The 16,558-nt window shown below is 60.1% G+C and carries 16 protein-coding genes; 10 read left to right on the plus strand and 6 right to left on the minus strand.

Annotated elements, in window-relative coordinates; translation table 11 throughout:
• From FUU19_RS04855 to FUU19_RS04875, 5 genes are all read right to left on the minus strand, one after another.
• Positions 1–786 (minus strand): phosphoenolpyruvate carboxykinase (ATP) (locus tag FUU19_RS04855; protein WP_230507082.1); only part of this gene is annotated, 786 nt, incomplete at its 3' end.
• Positions 787–980: 194 nt separating this feature from the next.
• Positions 981–1,859, minus strand: coding sequence for an Hsp33 family molecular chaperone HslO (gene hslO / locus FUU19_RS04860; RefSeq protein WP_141972141.1), 879 nt, complete (start codon positions 1,857–1,859; stop codon positions 981–983).
• A gap of 25 nt (positions 1,860–1,884) precedes the next feature.
• Positions 1,885–2,292 carry a ribosome-associated heat shock protein Hsp15 gene (gene hslR, locus FUU19_RS04865; RefSeq protein WP_141972143.1) on the minus strand — a complete coding sequence of 136 codons (408 nt, stop codon included), beginning with the start codon at positions 2,290–2,292 and terminating at the stop codon, positions 1,885–1,887.
• Positions 2,289–2,969: a GMP/IMP nucleotidase gene (yrfG, locus tag FUU19_RS04870; RefSeq protein WP_025304546.1), complete on the minus strand. Its 681-nt coding sequence runs from the start codon at positions 2,967–2,969 to the stop codon at positions 2,289–2,291. Before yrfG ends, hslR begins: the two co-directional genes overlap by 4 nt.
• 98 nt (positions 2,970–3,067) lie before the next feature.
• Positions 3,068–5,197: an intracellular growth attenuator family protein gene (locus tag FUU19_RS04875; protein ID WP_230507083.1), complete on the minus strand. Its 2,130-nt coding sequence runs from the start codon at positions 5,195–5,197 to the stop codon at positions 3,068–3,070.
• Positions 5,198–5,642: 445 nt separating this feature from the next.
• Here FUU19_RS04875 and nudE point away from each other — a divergent pair, with 445 nt between their 5' ends.
• Positions 5,643–6,197, plus strand: coding sequence for an ADP compounds hydrolase NudE (gene nudE, locus FUU19_RS04880; protein WP_038878156.1), 555 nt, complete (start codon positions 5,643–5,645; stop codon positions 6,195–6,197).
• 50 nt (positions 6,198–6,247) lie between these two features.
• Here the strand turns inward: nudE and mrcA are convergent, their stop codons facing one another.
• Positions 6,248–8,806 (minus strand): peptidoglycan glycosyltransferase/peptidoglycan DD-transpeptidase MrcA, encoded by a 2,559-nt coding sequence (gene mrcA / locus FUU19_RS04885; protein WP_141972145.1) that lies wholly within the window; start codon positions 8,804–8,806, stop codon positions 6,248–6,250.
• Between the two features lie 121 nt (positions 8,807–8,927).
• Here mrcA and pilM point away from each other — a divergent pair, with 121 nt between their 5' ends.
• The 9 genes from pilM (at position 8,928) to dam (ending at position 16,525) form a co-directional block, all read left to right on the plus strand.
• A complete protein-coding gene (gene pilM / locus FUU19_RS04890; RefSeq protein ID WP_141972146.1) occupies positions 8,928–9,761 on the plus strand; it encodes a pilus assembly protein PilM in 834 nt (277 codons plus the stop codon).
• Positions 9,761–10,300, plus strand: a complete 540-nt coding sequence (locus FUU19_RS04895) for a PilN domain-containing protein (protein ID WP_230489993.1) — start codon at positions 9,761–9,763, stop codon at positions 10,298–10,300. The genes pilM and FUU19_RS04895 overlap by 1 nt, the downstream gene beginning before the upstream one ends.
• Positions 10,293–10,787 (plus strand): hypothetical protein, encoded by a 495-nt coding sequence (locus tag FUU19_RS04900; RefSeq protein WP_230489994.1) that lies wholly within the window; start codon positions 10,293–10,295, stop codon positions 10,785–10,787. The genes FUU19_RS04895 and FUU19_RS04900 overlap by 8 nt, the downstream gene beginning before the upstream one ends.
• Entirely contained in the window at positions 10,780–11,139 is a 360-nt protein-coding gene (locus FUU19_RS04905; RefSeq protein WP_141972149.1) for a HofP DNA utilization family protein, read from the plus strand. Before FUU19_RS04900 ends, FUU19_RS04905 begins: the two co-directional genes overlap by 8 nt.
• On the plus strand, positions 11,136–12,380 hold the full coding sequence (hofQ, locus tag FUU19_RS04910; RefSeq protein ID WP_141972150.1) for a DNA uptake porin HofQ: 1,245 nt from the start codon (positions 11,136–11,138) through the stop codon (positions 12,378–12,380). The genes FUU19_RS04905 and hofQ overlap by 4 nt, the downstream gene beginning before the upstream one ends.
• A gap of 349 nt (positions 12,381–12,729) precedes the next feature.
• Positions 12,730–13,251, plus strand: a complete 522-nt coding sequence (gene aroK, locus FUU19_RS04915; protein ID WP_004391482.1) for a shikimate kinase AroK — start codon at positions 12,730–12,732, stop codon at positions 13,249–13,251.
• A 106-nt stretch (positions 13,252–13,357) separates the two neighbouring features.
• The gene (gene aroB / locus FUU19_RS04920) at positions 13,358–14,458 is read left to right on the plus strand and encodes a 3-dehydroquinate synthase (protein WP_202670410.1); all 1,101 of its coding nucleotides are present in this window, start codon (positions 13,358–13,360) and stop codon (positions 14,456–14,458) included.
• A gap of 156 nt (positions 14,459–14,614) precedes the next feature.
• Complete coding sequence (locus FUU19_RS04925) at positions 14,615–15,628, plus strand: SPOR domain-containing protein (RefSeq protein WP_049206049.1); 1,014 nt, start codon at positions 14,615–14,617, stop codon at positions 15,626–15,628.
• A gap of 84 nt (positions 15,629–15,712) precedes the next feature.
• Positions 15,713–16,525 carry an adenine-specific DNA-methyltransferase gene (dam, locus tag FUU19_RS04930; RefSeq protein WP_141972157.1) on the plus strand — a complete coding sequence of 271 codons (813 nt, stop codon included), beginning with the start codon at positions 15,713–15,715 and terminating at the stop codon, positions 16,523–16,525.
• The last annotated feature ends 33 nt before the right edge of the window (positions 16,526–16,558 follow it).

Consider the following 16,558-nt stretch of genomic DNA (forward strand, 5'->3'; position numbering starts at 1 on the left):
ACGCTTAGGATCGGTGGAGAGGGTGGTCTTGCCGGTACCGGACAGGCCAAAGAACACCGCCACGTCGCCTTTCTCGCCCACGTTGGCCGAGCAGTGCATCGAGGCGATGCCTTTCAGCGGCAGCAGGTAGTTCATCATCGAGAACATGCCTTTCTTCATTTCGCCGCCGTACCAGGTGCCGCCGATCAGCTGCATGCGCTCGGTCAGGTTGAAGGCGACGAAGTTCTCCGAGTTCAGGCCTTGCTGCTGCCAGTTCGGATTGGTGCATTTGGCGCCGTTCATCACCACGAAGTCCGGCTCGAAGTCAGCCAGCTCGTCGTCGCTTGGGCGGATGAACATGTTTTTCACGAAGTGCGCCTGCCAGGCCACCTCGGTGATGAAGCGCACTTTCAGGCGCGAGTCGGCATTGGCGCCGCAGAAGGTATCCACCACGAACAGGCGTTTGCCGGAAAGCTGCTCGGTGACCAGGTGTTTCAGATCGGCCCACACTTCCGGGCTGAGGGGTTTGTTGTCGTTTTTGCCTTTGCCCTGATCGGCCCACCACACGGTATCGCGGGTGATGTCGTCGCGGACGATGTATTTGTCTTTCGGCGAACGGCCGGTGAAGATGCCGGTATCGACGGAGACGGCACCCAGCTTGGTGACTACCCCACGCTCAAAACCTTCCAGAGATGGGTCTGTTTCTTCCTTAAACAGCAGTTCATAGCTCGGGTTGTGAACGATTTCGCTAACGTCGTGAATGCCGTAAGCGGCCAGATCCTGAGGGGTTATACCTTTAACGCGCATGTTACTACTCCTTGGTCACAGAATTTCTGGCGGCAATTGTAGGGATCTAACGGTGCGTAACCGCGATGGGTATCAAATATTTAACGTTTTAGGCGGTATTTCGTTACGATCTGAGAGATAGCACACGGAAAAAAGCAAACGTGCAAACGGCGGGCGTTGGCGGGCGCTGGGCGCGCCCGCCGAGGGAGTGTAACTTAGTGCAACTGGTCGCTTTCGCCGGTATTACCCGCATACAAAGCGGCAACATCAACCGGGTCAAAGACATAGTGGCTGCCACAGTAGTCGCAGTGCATGTCGATATTACCGTCCTGCTCCAGCATGTCCGCCACTTCGTCGGTCGGCAGGGTCATCAGCGCGTCGGCGCAACGCTGGCGCGAACAGGTGCAACGGAACTGCACGTCCTGCGGTTCGTACAAGGTGACCTCTTCCTGATGGTACAGGCGGTACAACACTTCGTTGGCCGGCAGGCCGAACAGCTCTTCGCTTTTGACCGTGTTGGTCAGTTGCACCAGATGATCGAAATTATCGAGGTTGCCGTCCTGCGCCGGCAGCACTTGCAGCAGCATACCGGCTGCCGCGGCATTGCCTTGCGCTTCGCTGGTGCGGATGAATAGACGGGTTGGCAGCTGCTCGGACTGGCGGAAGTAGGCTTCCAGGCATTCGGCCAGGGTTTCACCTTCCAGGCCGACCACGCCCTGATAGCGCTCGCCTTCCGTCGGCGAAATGGTGATGACCATGACGCCGTTGCCGATCATCTGATGCAGGGTGCTGTCGTCGGCGATAGGCGCCTGGGTGCGCGCAACGCCACGCATCTCCTGGCGGTTGTTGCCGTTGATCACTGCCAGCTTCAGCGGGCCGTCGCCCTGCAGCTGCACGGTGATGTCGCCGTCGAACTTCAGGGTTGCGGTCAACAGGCTGGTGGCGACCAGCAGCTCGCCCAGCAGCTTTTGCACCGGCGCCGGGTAGTCGTGGTTATTCAGGATCTGCTGATAGGTTTCGCTGACGGTAACCAGCTCGCCGCGCACCGCGTAGTTTTCAAACAGGTAACGGTGCAATTGGTCATGGTTGGACATAATCTTCTCTCATTGCGGTGAGGGGTTATTCCGGCTCACCAAATTTAAATTTCATCAGGTCGCGCCGCTCCTTTTTGTCCGGACGGCGGTCCGGATGCGGCATGGTCAACGCGTTCATCTTGCGCGCCAGCGCCATTTTTTCGCGATTGGCGATGCTGGCTTCGGTTTCCTGATACATTTGCTGCGCCTCGTTGGCGCCGCGGCGTTGGCTGGTCAGCGCCAGCACGATCACCGTACGTTCTTCGTTGCCCTGCCGCAGCTTGAGCTCGGCGTTGAGTTCGACAATCTTGCTCGGCTTGCCGCGCTGGCCGTTGTAATGCACCTTGCCGCCGTCGATCATTTCGCGCGCCAGCGCGCGGGTCTTATAGAAGCGTGCGGCCCAGAGCCACTTATCCAGCCGGATCGCGTCGTCGCGCGTCGCTTTTTCCTTCATGCTTCCCCCTTGGCCAGCGCCGGTATCAGCAGGCGATAGTCGCGCATCGACGGATGGCGCTGGAAGCTTTTTTCCGCCGTGCTGGAGTCCGGGTTTTGCACGCCCAGGCAGTAACGAATGCCGAAAGTGCGCGCCGCGTCGAGGATCGGCTCACCGTCGTCGACAAACAGCGTGCGCTGCGGGTTGAACCCGGTGTGCTGTTGCACCGCCTGCCACAGACGCTGATCTTCTTTCGGATAACCAAATGTGTGGGTGGAAAACAATAAATCAAGGTGCCGATCGAGGCCGGTATGCTCGATTTTCACCGCCAGGCTGTGCGGATGGGCGTTGGTCAGCAAAATGGTTTGCAGACCGGCGTCGCGCAGCGCCCGTAAAAACGGCTCGGTGTCTTCGCGCAGCCGGGCGCGGCTGCCCACTTCGCTGGTCATGCGGTAGATATCCAGATCCAACCGCTCGCTCCAGTAATCGAAGCAATACCAGTTCATGGTGTGCTGCACCGCCTGATACTCCCGCTCAATGATATGACGGGCTTCGTCGAACGGAATGGCGCGCCTTTCGCTCAGCGCCTGCGGCACCAGGCTGAGCCAAAAGTGGCTGTCGAACTCCAGATCCAGCAAGGTGCCGTCCATATCCAGCAGCACGGTATCGATCTGCGGCCAATCAAACTCGGGAACCATAAAAACTCCACGGGCGGACCGACGGGCGGTCCGCAGATGAGAATAATAGCGTTAGCGTAGCATAAGCAGATGACAGGGCGGAGGCCCCGGCGTCAGGTTCAGGCCATCGGCCGCATCGACATCGGATTGAGCTGCGGATTGAAGCAGCTGTCGTAGTAACGCTGGATATCGGCAACGCGGTGCTGATTGATGCGCCGACGCTGCACCAGCCGCCAGGCGTTATAGCCCAGGCTGATGACGACCGCCAACAACAGCAGGCTGGTGCCGAGGTAACGCCAAAGGGTGATCATGTCCGGTTCGCTGTGCAGCGCCACATGGCGGGTGCCGTTGGCATCGACGCTGAGGCTGGTGATCACGCCCTGCGCCTGGAAGGGGGTATGCAGCAGCAGAGTGGAAAGGCGCTGCAACTCATTCCACTGGTCGAGGGCGTTGTATTCGCTCTGCGGCGCCGACGGCTGCGGATGGCTGACCAGCTGGCGGCCTTCGTCGCTGCTGATCAGGAAACCGCCCGGCGGCGGGCTGTTGAGCGCTGCGGCGGCCAAACGCGTTTCATTGAAGATGAACGACGACGTGGCCACTTTGGTCAGGCTTTCCAGCGACTCGGCGCTCACCGGGCGCAGCAGGACGTTGACGCCTTGCAGCGCGCCGGACCTGGCGCGTTTCACCAGGCCGCTCCAGTTTTTGGCGTTGCCCAGGTTGACCAGGGCGTTCTTCAACCGCACGCAGTCGTTTTCTGCCTGGCACAAATCCTGTGTTTTCAAAACGATATCAGAGAAGTCGTCCAACAGGATCATGCCGGATTTCTCGATGGCGCTGGCCAACTGAGGGTTGACCTTCTGATCGGCGCCGCTCGGATGCAGCTGGCTGTTGACCGTGGCCAGCAGGGCCGTCGCTTTGTCTATGACTTCCGATTCCGGCTGCGGCAGTGGGGCGGCGTTGTTCCAGTAGATGCCGGAGCAGTCGAACGGCGCAAAGTTGGCGCCGCCGGCGGCCGCCGGTGGGACATAACACATGCCGCTGCCGCGCACTTTCAGCGTGTCGCCGATGCGCAGCGGCGTGGCTTCCAGTGCCTGAACGCTGGTCACTTCCACTTTTTGCGCGCCCTGCAGCCAGGCCATGCTGAGGGTCAGCGGCAGGTTCAGCGGGATATAGATCAGCAGCAACAGCAGCACCAGCGCCGAGCTGGCGACCAGCACCGCGTTGCGGCCCCACTGCTGCAGCGGGAAGTTTTTCACTTCGTCATGCAGAGAGAGGAAGCGCCCCTGGCGCACCACCTGCCGATTGAGGTAAACGTCCACATTGGTGGTCTTGCCCAGGTCCTGCGTCAGGTAAGGCTGCCAATGCGGCGGGTAGATAAGATCGATGATGCCGAGTGAAATATTGCTGATCTGCCCCTGGCCGGATTCGCCGAACAGGCCCCAGCGTTTCGGCGTGCCGCGCAGACAATGGATCTCTTTCAGCTCGCGTGATGCCGGACGGCGAAACAGGTTCCAGCATCCCCAGGCGATCATCAGCACCGCCACGAAAATCATCCAGGGGATCACCAGCACCGGGCTTATCAGGCTGAAGAACAGCAGCAGCAGCGCGGCGGAGATGATGACGGCTTCACGGATGCCGTTCGGCCGGTTCAACGCATGCTCTTCCGGCGTTTCCTTGCGAATATTTATCAGCTCGACATGCTCGCTCTCTTCTTTGCGGATAGAGGCGTTTTTGGTCGGCGCGGCGGTCACCACCGGCGGCTGTGGCCGGTCGTGGATATGATCTTTCAGCGAGTGCCCGTTGAGCGAAATCACCAGCGGCAGCGTCTGGGTTCGAATCACTTCCACATGGTTGTCAGCGGTGATATAGGGTTCCCAAAACGGCGGCAGGTGAACCTCTTCGGCATCGAGGTAATAGCGCCATTTATTGGGATCGTCGCTGGCCAACCCGTAGCGCGTGATGGCGTGCGTGACGGGATAAACGTTATCGCTTTGCGGGGTGAGCGCCAGTTTGGCTGCAGGCAAGGTAGCGCCGCCGCCGGGCAACAGTTTGTTGCTCAGCTTGTTTTGCTGATTGAGATAGAACTCGACCGCGGCGCGTTCTTCGTCGGTCAGCTTGCGGTGGGCTGGTTTGATAAACGGCAATGCGTGCGCCAGCGCCGACGGGTTGCGCGCCTTGAGCCACAGGTACAGGCCGGCGGTAATCAGGCAGACAAGCACTAAGGCCAATATCAACACTATTGTGCTCATGCAATCCCCATCTCACACCCGTGAATTTCGCCAACCTGATGAAAAGGTGAATATTATACGGAGTAAACCGCCAGGAGGCACCCAGAACTAATGAGGGAACAAACAGATTCTCGCTCTGGATCTCATTCCTTCATGACGCAAGGCCATTTTATCACTGATTCTTGCCTGCGTGATACTAGCAACCGGCCTCTGCCGTCGATATCGGTATTATCCTATTTTCATGCGTGCTGTTTGCTGAATCAGTACGGAAAATCGCCCGCCGCTGGCTACGCTTGTTAAAAGAAAGTAAATTACTGCTCATGCTCGTTGCGGCGGAGCTTAGCCTTAACGCACAATGTGATCAGGATCGAATTTGGTCAGCGTTTGAGCGCCAACGAGCTGTGCGTTACGCCAATCATTATTTCGGTTGCCCCGTCCGCGCCTGGGTAACCTCTTTGAGGCAATCATGGATAAACACCTGCAAAAACCTAAAATTCTGAAAGTGGAAACCGTCGCGCGTTCGCGTTTGTTCAACGTCGAGTCGGTCGATTTGGAATTCAGCAACGGTGTGCGGCGGGTGTATGAGCGCATGCGGCCTTCGGATCGCGAAGCGGTGATGATTGTGCCGGTGATTGGCGATGACCTGCTGCTGATCCGCGAATATGCGGTAGGCACCGAATCCTATGAGCTGGGGTTCCCGAAAGGGCTGATCGATCCCGGTGAGGGGGTGCTGGAGGCCGCCAACCGCGAGCTGATGGAAGAGGTGGGATACGGGGCGAAGCGCTTTGATTTTCTTAGCAAGCTGACGATGGCACCCTCTTACTTTTCCAGCAAAATGAATATCGTGCTGGCGCACGATCTCTATCCGCAGAGCCTGGAAGGGGACGAACCGGAGCCCCTGCCGCAGGTGCGCTGGCCGATCGCCGATATGATGGCGCTGCTGGCGGAACCGGATTTTCGTGAGGCGCGCAACGTCAGCGCGCTGTTCCTCTCCGAGGCATTTTTGCGCGCTTCGCGCTGATACGCTTCGCGCCGAATAAAAAAGGGCCAGATTTCTCTGGCCCTTTTCGATCAGAACAGCTCGTGGCTTTCGCCGCCCGGATCGGTCAACGTGGTGCCGGTATCGCGCGATGGGTAGTCCGTCGGCTGAGTTCCTTCGATGAAGTACTCGGAACGGCTACCGCCGCCACCGCCAGAGAGCTTGCCGCTGCTCTTGTCGATGGTGACGCTGATGATACCCGGCGGCGGCGTGACTTTCTGCTCCGGAATGCCTTCCAGCGCGGTCTTCATGAAGTCGTCCCACGCCGGCTGGGCGCTTTTGGCACCGCCTTCGCCGCCGGAAATCTGATCCGGGATGGCGCCGGATACCGTCGAACGGCCCAGGTCGCGGCGGTGATCGTCGAAACCGATCCACACCGACGTCACGGTATCCGGGCCATAGCCGGAGAACCAGGCGTCTTTGGAACTGTTGGTGGTACCGGTTTTGCCGCCGATATCATGGCGTTTCAGATCGCGCCCGGCACGCCAGGCCGTGCCCATCCAACCCGGTTCGCCGAAGATGTTGCTGTTCAGCGCATCGTGGATCAGGAAGGCCAGCGGCGTGCTGATCACGTGCGGCGCATACTGTTGGTCGCCGTCTTGCTGCACCTGAGCCGGGGTAACCTGCTCCAGCTGCGGCATCGGCACCGTGCTATTGCTGCCTTCCTGCGAGGTGGCGACGTTTTCGATGTTGTCGTCGGACAGCACCGCCGAACGGTGGGTGTCGCCGTAGATCACCGGCAGGTTGCAGCTGCTGCACACCACTTTCGGTTTGGCTTCGAACACCGTATTGCCGTTGTCGTCTTCAATTTTGGTGATGAAGTACGGGTCAACCAGGTAACCGCCGTTAGCCAGCACCGCGTAGCCGCGTACCAGCTGCATCGGGGTGAAGGAGGCGGAACCCAGCGCCAGCGACTCGGTATGCACGATGTTCTGTGCCGGGAAGCCGAAGCGCTGCAGATATTCCGCCGCGTAGTCGACGCCCATCGCACGCATTGCGCGCACCATCACCACGTTCTTCGATTGCCCCAGCCCCTGACGCAGGCGAATCGGGCCGTCGTAGGTCGGCGGCGAGTTCTTCGGCCGCCAGTCGGTGCCGGCGCCGGCATCCCAACGGGTAATCGGTAAGTCGTTCAGGATGGTGGCCAGCGTCAGGCCTTTATCCATCGCAGCGGTGTACAGGAACGGTTTGATGTTCGACCCCACCTGGCGCAGCGCCTGCGTGACGCGGTTGAACTTGCTCTGGTTGAAATCGAAGCCGCCGACCAGCGCTTTCACCGCGCCGTCGTTCGGGTTGATCGAGACCAGCGCCGAGTTGACGTCCGGCACCTGCGACAGCCACCAGGCTTCGTTCACTTTACGCACCCACACCTGCTGGCCGGCCTGCACCACGTCGGTGACGCGTTTCGGCGTTGGGCCTTGCTGCGTGTCTGAACGGTATGGGCGCGCCCAGCGCATGGTCGCCATCGGCAGGGCAATGCTGCTGCCGTCGGCCAGCATCGCCGTCGCTTCCTGCGGGTTGGCGGCGGTGATGACCGCCGGCGCCAGCGGGCCGTAGCTCGGCAGGTTTTTCAGCGAATCGACAATCTGCTTGCGATCCCAGGCCGCTTCGCCGACTTTCCACAACACGTTGGACGGGCCGCGATAGCCGTGACGCATGTCATAGGCCAGCACGTTGTTGCGCACCGACTCCTGCGCCGCCAGCTGCAGCCGTTTGGTGACGGTGGTGTAAACCTTGTAACCGTCGGTATAGGCGTTTTCACCGTAGCGCTTGATCATCTCCTGGCGCACCATCTCGGAGAGATACGGCGCGGAGAAGCTGATTTCCGGCGCATGGTAGTTGGCGACCAGATCTTCGGCGCGCGCCTGATCGTACTGCGCCTGCGTGATGTAGTGTTCGTCCAGCATGCGCGACAGCACTACGTTGCGACGGGCAACGGCGCGATCGTGCGAATAGAGCGGGTTGAAGGTGGACGGCGCTTTCGGCAGGCCGGCGATGGTCGCCATTTCGCTCAGGGTCAGCTGGCTGACGTCTTTGCCGAAATAGACCTGCGCGGCGGCGCCCACGCCGTAGGCGCGGTAACCCAGATAGATTTTGTTCAGATACAGCTCAAGGATTTCATCCTTGGTGAGCATCTGCTCGATGCGCACCGCCAGGAAGGCCTCCTTGATTTTACGCATCAGGGTGCGTTCCGGGCTTAAGAAGAAGTTACGCGCCAGCTGTTGGGTAATGGTACTGGCCCCCTGCGAAGCGTGGCCGGAGACCAACGCGATGGAGGCGGCGCGGAAGATGCCGACTGGATCGACGCCGTGGTGATCATAGAAGCGGCTGTCTTCGGTAGCGATAAATGCGTGCACCATCACCGGCGGAATTTGATCCAGCTTCAGCGGAATGCGGCGCTTCTCGCCGTATTGGGCGATCAGTTCGCCATCGGCGCTGTAAACCTGCATCGGTATCTGCAGCCGTACATCTTTCAGCGTTGCGACGTCGGGCAGCTGCGGCTCGACATATTTGTACAAGCCGAAAATCGAGGCTGCTCCCAGCACGATGCAACATACTGCAAGGATTAGTAAATACTTTACGAACTTCACCTGAGATTTCCCATTTCTAAGTCATTTGGGCAGTTTATAAACAACCGCGCGGTAGTATAAAGGCAAGCCTGCGACATGGATATGTTCTTTTATCATCTGATGTTATGGAGGCTTGCGAAACATGTTCCCTCAAGCATGGCAGGTGGGGCTGGATATACAAATCGACTGCGTGCGGGCGGTGGCGGTTCAACGTCGCCGCAACGGCTGGCAGTTGCGTCACTGGTGGCAACAGACGCTGCCGCAGGCAGTTTTACGCGATGGCTGCCTGGAACCTTCCGAATTTCTGATCCGGGCGCTGCGGCAATGGCGCGTTCAACTTCCGCGACATATTTCCTTACGCATTGCCCTGCCGGCACAGCGCGTGTTGCAGCAACGTATGGCACAGCCGGACGCGCGGCTGCGCGAGCCGGAACGCAGCGACTATATCGATGGCCACGGCCTAAAACAGTTTCCACTCGATGGCCAGACGCTGGCGCTCGACTATCGCGCAGCGCCGGCGGATGAAGCGGCGCTGCTGTTGACCACCGCGCGGCGGCAGGAGCTGCAGCAATGGCTGCATTGCCTGCGTCAGGCTGGCTTGCATCCGCAAGCGGTCGATATCACCCCCTGCGCGCTGCGGACGATGGCGACGGCGGCGGACGTGCCGCCCGCCTCGGGGCTGATGCACCGTCTCGAACGAGAATGGCTGTGGGTAGCGCCGGCCGACGGCGCGTTCGCCTTTGGTCTGGTGCCGGGCGACGATGGCGCCCAGGCGCTGCGGGCGCTGCAAGCCCAGATGCCGGCGGGCGACGATCGGCCGGTCTATGCCGGCAGCGTGCTGGCGGGAGCCCTGCCCGCCGGTTGCCTTGCCTGGTCTCCGCTCAGCGCCTTTACGCAGCTGCGTCCGCCGTTGCCTGTGCATCCCTCGGCGTTCGCGCTGGCCGGTGGTCTGGCGCTGCGCGAGGAGGATCGCTGATGTATCAGGTCAACTTTCTGCCCTGGCGCCAGCGCCGCGATCGGCGACGCGCCTATTTCTGGCTGGGCATGCTGCTGCTGCAGGTAACGGCGCTGCTGCTGGCATTGTTCCTGGCCGCCGGCCAGTTGCGTCACCAACAGGCGCAGCGGCAGGCGCGGCTGGTGATGCTGGGTGAGGAGCTGGCGGCATTGACGTTGCTCGCCCGTGAGCAACAACAAGATCGGGCGCAGCGAGCGCTGCACAGCGCCCGCGCCGAACGGCAGGCGCGCAATGCCCAACATAACCGGCGTTATTTGCAGCTGCTGCAGCAGTTGTCCTCCTGCATGCCCCCACCGCTGTGGCTTATGGCGTTGGACAGCGATGCGGCGAACGGCCTGCGGCTGCGTGGATTGAGCCGCTCTCCTGCGGCCATCACGCAGTTCGAACGGCGACTGGCGGGGATGCCTGCGTTGCCAAGGCTGCGTTTGGCTGAGGTAGTGCAACGCGAAGACGGCCTGTACGCCTTTCACCTGGCGGCGCAGTGGGGGCGTGATGGATAGCCGTTTGCCATCCGTGCTGCGCTTTTGGCTGAGCTTGCCGGGCTGGCTATTGCTGGCGGCGCAAGGGCTGGGCATCGGCACGCTGGCGCTGTTGGGCGGCGGTTGGCTGCTGCAAGACGAATGGCGTCAGCGGGAAAACGCGGCGGAGCGGCAACAGCGCCTGTTGCAACAGATAGCCATGGTACAGCGACAACTGGACGAGGCGCCGGAAGCCCTTATGCCGCCGACGCCGATCGGCCCGACCACCGCCGGCGATCTGGCGAACGTGCTGCAACAGGCGGGGAGCGCCTTGTTGCGCTGGCAGCGGCAGGAAAAACCGCTGCGGCAAACGCTGAGTTTGCGCATTGACTACGCCGGTTTATTGGCGCTGCTGGAGGCGCTGCCCGCCGATTTACGTCTCGAACAATTGAGCGTGGAGACACCGCCGCAAGGCATGACGGCGCGGTTGGTTTTACAGGATGCCGCCGAGGAGCAGGCCGATGAGTAAAAGACTCGGCCGTTGGTGGTGGCTGCTATGGCCGTGGGCCTTGTGTGCTGAACCGCGCGATCCGTTTGCGCCGCCTCCGCTGCCTGCTTGTGCCCAAACGGCGGCATCGCCGGCGGGCTGGCGCCTGAAAGGCGTCATCGGGCAACCGACGCTGCGCTATGGCTGGGTGGTGACGCCGGCGGGGCAATGGCTGCGCCTGCGGCCGCAGCAGCGGGTACTGGCCGATCGCTGGCAGGTGGCGCAGGTGCAGGCGCGCAGCCTGACGTTAATGGCGCTGGCGGCCGAGCCGGATTGCCCGGCGAGTCAGGGCGACATCTCGCTGATGATGGACAACAAGGATGGCAAACCATGAAAGGACGCGCGGGATTGGCGGTGGCGCTGTGGTGTCTGACGCTCGGCATCGCACAGGCGCAGGATAAACAGGTTATTTCGCTGGAGTTTCAGGATGCGCCGGTCACGGTCATCCTGCAGGCGCTGGCGGATTATCGGCAACTAAACCTGATCGCAGCGCCCGGCGTGAGCGGCAACCTGACGCTGCGGCTGGAGAATGTGCCTTGGCCTCAGGCGCTGGCGCTGACTCTGCGCATGGGCAAGCTGACGATGACGCGGGAGGGGAGCGTGATGCTTATCGCCCCGGAGCCGGGCGCACAGGAAAAAAAGCAGCAGCGAGAGGCGCTGGCGCAGCGGCAACCTTTGCACAGCCTGACGCTGACAGTGCAAAACGGCGATGCGACGGAGATTGCCGAAAGCCTCAATGCCCAACGTGGCACGTTGCTCAGCGAGCGTGGCAGCGTGTTGGCGGATAAACGCACCAATACGCTGCTGCTCCGCGACACCGCGCCGATTCTGGCGCAGTTGAGAAAGCGGGTAACGGAAATGGATGCGCCGCTGGCACAGGTGCAACTGGCGGCGCATATCGTGACCATCAACAGCGAAAGCCTGCGCGAACTCGGCGTGCGTTGGGGATTGGCGCCGGACGACAGGCCGGCGCAGCCGCTGCGGCCGGGCAATCTTGGCGTCAACCTGCCGCTGGAGCGCAGCGCGGTAAATGCCGGTTTTCACCTCGCGCGCATCAGCGGGCGTTTGCTGAGCCTCGAGCTGACGGCGCTGGAACAGGAGAATCAGGTGGAGATCATTGCCAGCCCGCGCCTGCTGACGGCGCACCTGCAAACCGCCAGCATCAAGCAGGGAACCGAGATCCCTTACGAAGTGTCAAGCGGCGCCAGCGGTGCGACCGCCATTGAGTTCAAAGAGGCGGTGCTGGGCATGGAGGTGACGCCGAGAGTGTTGCCGGACGGGCGCATCACGCTGACGTTGCACATCAGTCAAAATATGCCGGGGCGCGCCATCAGCCGGGGCGCGGGTGAAGCGCTCACCATCGATAAACAGGAGATTAAAACGCAGATCACGGTGAAAAACGGTGAAACCCTGGTTCTCGGCGGTATTTTTCAACGGCATAGCGGCAAGACGGCGGACAAGGTGCCGGGATTGGGGGATGCGCCGTTATTGGGAGGTTTGTTCCGACAAAGCGGCACACAACAGAAAAAACGCGAGCTGGTGATCTTCATTACGCCGACTCTGATTAAGGGATAGGCGGCTGCCTGTCAGCCGGGCGGCAAATCTCCTAAAGTTGATGAGCAGATACACTTTTTTATCCCCTTGGGGGGATCTGCGTTTGACGCTGCGGCCGATTTAGCTTACAAGGGTTACCGAATTGAGCACCGAGGTTTTTTGTTAGCGCCAAGACGCCGTTAAAAACATATGGTTTCCCTCCCGCGGCGTGGATTGCGATTTAATCGGTTGCCAAACTACCAAGAGTGTTGAGATAATTTTTCGTCTGATCTCGCACTATCGCTCATGAGGTTTCAGTTTAGGTCCCGCCGCTAATTTGATTGGCGGGGCGGGTTAACATTAACGAATTGTCTTAGTAATACCGAAAAACATGGCAGAGAAACGCAATATCTTTCTGGTTGGGCCTATGGGTGCCGGCAAAAGCACTATTGGCCGTCAGTTAGCTCAGCAACTCAATATGGAGTTCTTCGACTCCGATCAAGAAATTGAGCGACGTACCGGAGCTGACGTGGGCTGGGTATTCGACGTGGAAGGGGAAGAAGGTTTCCGCGATCGTGAAGAAAAAGTCATTAATGAACTGACGGAAAAACAAGGGATTGTGTTGGCGACCGGCGGCGGTTCGGTGAAGTCGCGCGAAACGCGCAACCGTCTGTCCGCGCGTGGTGTGGTGGTCTATTTGGAAACCACGATTGAGAAGCAGTTGGCTCGCACTCAGCGTGATAAAAAACGTCCGCTGTTGCAGGTCGACTCTCCGCCGCGTGAAGTGTTGGAAGCTTTGGCGAAAGAGCGCAATCCGTTGTATGAAGAGATTGCTGATGTCACCATCCGCACCGACGATCAGAGCGCTAAAGTGGTTGCCAACCAGATCATCAACATGCTGGAAAGCAACTGATTGCCGATTTTCGCGTTCGCCGTCGGCTAATGCGGAAAACTGATTTGTGTTCCCCGCTGCTGCGGGGATCAACCACCGCCGCACCATACAGAGAACTGAGCGCGACATGGAGAGAATTACTGTAACGCTTGGGGAGCGCAGCTACCCGATTACCATCGCCGCCGGATTGTTTGACGATCCGGCTTCTTTTATGCCGTTAAAGGCAGGTGAGCAAGCGATGTTGGTCACCAACCAGACCCTGGCGCCGCTCTATCTGGAGCGTGTCCGGCAGGTGCTGGAGCAGGGCGGCGTCGTGGTGGATCAGGTGATTCTTCCCGATGGTGAGCAGTACAAATCTCTGGCGGTGCTGGAGCAGGTGTTTTCGGCGCTGCTGGAAAAACCGCACGGGCGCGATACCACGCTGATCGCACTCGGTGGTGGCGTTGTCGGCGATCTGACCGGCTTTGCCGCCGCGTGTTACCAACGTGGCGTGCGTTTCATCCAGGTTCCCACCACGCTGCTGTCGCAGGTGGATTCTTCCGTGGGCGGTAAGACCGCCGTCAACCACCCGCTCGGCAAAAACATGATCGGTGCTTTCTATCAACCCGTTTCGGTGGTGGTTGATCTGGATTGTCTGAAAACGCTGCCGACGCGTGAACTCTCTTCCGGCTTGGCCGAAGTCATCAAATACGGGATCATCCTCGATCGCGAGTTCTTCGTCTGGTTGGAAAATAACATCGATGCGCTGATGGCGTTGGATATGCAGGCGTTGGCCTACTGTATCCGCCGCTGCTGCGAACTGAAGGCCGAGGTGGTGGCTGCTGACGAACGCGAAAGCGGTCTGCGCGCCCTGCTGAATCTGGGCCATACTTACGGCCATGCTATCGAAGCCGAGATGGGCTACGGCGTGTGGCTGCACGGTGAAGCGGTGGCTGCAGGCATGGTGATGGCGGCGGAAACCGCGCACCGTCTCGGCCAGTTCTCTGTTGAAGACATCGAACGTATCAAAGCGCTGCTGTTGCGCGCCGGCTTGCCGGTCTGCGGGCCGCAGGAAATGACGCCGGAATCCTATCTGCCGCACATGTTGCGCGACAAGAAAGTGCTGGCGGGCGAACTGCGTCTGGTGCTGCCGACCGCGATCGGTGCGGCGGAAGTGCGCGGTGGCGTAGGGCATGAGCTGGTGCTGGCGTCGATCGCCGCCTGCTTGCCTGAGCAGCAGCGTAATTAAATCGGACTAAGTAACAGTGGCTTAGCCGCCATTTGCATCTATATTAATACAGTGAGCAGAGCACGACGGGTGTCGCTTTGCCATCATCGGGTTAATCTGCCCGTGCCACGGTAGGTCTACGGTGGTGGGCTTTTGCCTCTAGTTGGAGGGTTTCAGATGGACGAGTTTAAACCGGAAGACGATCTCAGACCTGATAGCAGCGATCGTCGTCCAACGCGTTCGCGCAAGCCGGCCGCCGCGCCGCGCTTCGCCGTTTCGCGCCAGCATTTGATGATTGGCATCGGCATTTTGGTGCTGTTGCTGCTGATTATCGGCATCGGTTCCGCCTTGAAGGCGCCGACCAAACATGAAGCGGCTCAGGAGAGCGGCGCGCAAAACGGCGCGGCCCGCGATATCAACCTGTCCGGTTCTTCGTCGCTGACCACTGCCAATAACGGCGTGCCGGGCGGCACGACGGATACCCACGATAATAACGGCGTGAGCGCAACTCAGCCGCAGCAACCGCAGAACGTCAGCGTTCCGCCGATCTCTGGCACGCCGACTGAAGCGCAAACGCAGCCTCAGCAGGGCGGTGCACAGCAGCGCGTCGATTTGCCGGGCAACATGGCGGATGCGCTGTCGCAGCAGCAGGGGCAGGTGGATGCCGCAACCCAGGGCATGACCGGTGCAGCGTCGACGTTGCCGACCGCACCGGCGACGGTGATGAGCGGCGCCGCGGCGCGCGAAGCGACGCGTCCTGTGCAGGGCACCGCGCCGCAACAGCATAAAACGCCGGCGAAAACCGCCGCCACCAAACCGACCGCGACGCAGCATAAATCACCGACCACGGTGTATACGCCGCCGGCCAAGCCGTCTTCCACCGCGAAAGCGGGAGCGGTCGCCAGCAGCGGCAGTTCACTGCAGTCTGCGCCGGGCAGCCACTATACCCTGCAGCTGAGCAGCGCTTCGCGTTCCGACACGCTGAACGCCTACGCCAAACAGCAGAAGCTGCAGAACTACCTGGTGTACGCCACCAAGCGTGACGGCAAGCCGTGGTACGTTCTGGTGAGCGGCAACTATGCGTCTTCTGCGGAAGCGAAGCGCGCCATTGCTTCGTTGCCGGCGGATGTGCAGGCGAAAAAACCGTGGGTCCGACCTGTACACCAAGTGCAGCAAGATCTTAAAAAATAAATCATTTAAATTTGTGCGCTGATGTGCTGTCTGAAACAGAGTACAATCCGCCGCTCTGAATTGTATAAGTAGCTAATTGACGGCATGAAGAAAAACCGCGCTTTTTTAAAATGGGCTGGTGGAAAATACCCGCTGGTAGATGAGATTCGTCGCCATCTGCCGGCGGGAGACTGCTTAATCGAGCCCTTCGTGGGTGCGGGATCCGTCTTTCTGAATACGGATTACGACGCCTACATTCTCGCCGACATCAATAGCGATCTTATCAACCTGTATAACATCGTTAAGCTGCGCACGGATGACTTCGTGCGCGATGCCCGCACGCTTTTCGCCGATGAATTCAATAACTCGGATCAGTTTTACCTGCTGCGAGAAGAGTTCAATACTAGCACCGAGCCTTACCGCCGGGCGCTGCTGTTCCTGTACCTGAACCGTCACTGCTATAACGGCCTGTGCCGCTATAACCTGCGCGGCGAGTTCAACGTGCCGTTTGGCCGGTACAAGAAACCGTACTTCCCGGAAGAAGAGCTCTACTGGTTTGCCGAAAAATCGCGCAATGCCACTTTTGTCTGCGAGCATTACCGCGATACCATGGCGAAGGCCGTGGCCGGCGCCGTGGTGTATTGCGATCCGCCTTATGCGCCGCTGTCGGCGACGGCGAATTTCACCGCTTACCACACCAACAGCTTCAGCATCGCCGATCAGCAGAGCCTGGCGCAACTGGCGCACCAGCTCTCGGTAGAGAACCAGGTACCGGTATTGATCTCCAATCACGATACCGAGCTGACGCGCGACTGGTACCAGAATGCTGCGCTGTATGTGGTGAAAGCGCGCCGCACGATCAGTCGCAATATTCTCGGCCGCAGCAAAGTGAACGAGCTTTTGGCGCTGTATCGCTAAGCCGGGGGCACCCCGGCGCATAACAACTCGACC

Source organism: Serratia montpellierensis (genome assembly GCF_020858655.1).
GTDB classification, from domain to species: domain Bacteria; phylum Pseudomonadota; class Gammaproteobacteria; order Enterobacterales; family Enterobacteriaceae; genus Serratia; species Serratia montpellierensis.

What these genes read in the sequence shown, in the direction of transcription:
- hslO (WP_141972141.1), bottom strand. Translation starts at nt 1,859, where the DNA reads ATGTCCAACCATGACCAATTGCACCGTTACCTGTTTGAAAACTACGCG.
- hslR (WP_141972143.1), bottom strand. Translation starts at nt 2,292, where the DNA reads ATGAAGGAAAAAGCGACGCGCGACGACGCGATCCGGCTGGATAAGTGG.
- FUU19_RS04900 (WP_230489994.1), top strand. Translation starts at nt 10,293, where the DNA reads ATGGATAGCCGTTTGCCATCCGTGCTGCGCTTTTGGCTGAGCTTGCCG.
- FUU19_RS04875 (WP_230507083.1), bottom strand. Translation starts at nt 5,197, where the DNA reads ATGAGCACAATAGTGTTGATATTGGCCTTAGTGCTTGTCTGCCTGATT.
- pilM (WP_141972146.1), top strand. Translation starts at nt 8,928, where the DNA reads ATGTTCCCTCAAGCATGGCAGGTGGGGCTGGATATACAAATCGACTGC.
- FUU19_RS04905 (WP_141972149.1), top strand. Translation starts at nt 10,780, where the DNA reads ATGAGTAAAAGACTCGGCCGTTGGTGGTGGCTGCTATGGCCGTGGGCC.
- FUU19_RS04925 (WP_049206049.1), top strand. Translation starts at nt 14,615, where the DNA reads ATGGACGAGTTTAAACCGGAAGACGATCTCAGACCTGATAGCAGCGAT.
- nudE (WP_038878156.1), top strand. Translation starts at nt 5,643, where the DNA reads ATGGATAAACACCTGCAAAAACCTAAAATTCTGAAAGTGGAAACCGTC.
- aroK (WP_004391482.1), top strand. Translation starts at nt 12,730, where the DNA reads ATGGCAGAGAAACGCAATATCTTTCTGGTTGGGCCTATGGGTGCCGGC.
- hofQ (WP_141972150.1), top strand. Translation starts at nt 11,136, where the DNA reads ATGAAAGGACGCGCGGGATTGGCGGTGGCGCTGTGGTGTCTGACGCTC.
- aroB (WP_202670410.1), top strand. Translation starts at nt 13,358, where the DNA reads ATGGAGAGAATTACTGTAACGCTTGGGGAGCGCAGCTACCCGATTACC.
- yrfG (WP_025304546.1), bottom strand. Translation starts at nt 2,969, where the DNA reads ATGGTTCCCGAGTTTGATTGGCCGCAGATCGATACCGTGCTGCTGGAT.
- dam (WP_141972157.1), top strand. Translation starts at nt 15,713, where the DNA reads ATGAAGAAAAACCGCGCTTTTTTAAAATGGGCTGGTGGAAAATACCCG.
- FUU19_RS04895 (WP_230489993.1), top strand. Translation starts at nt 9,761, where the DNA reads ATGTATCAGGTCAACTTTCTGCCCTGGCGCCAGCGCCGCGATCGGCGA.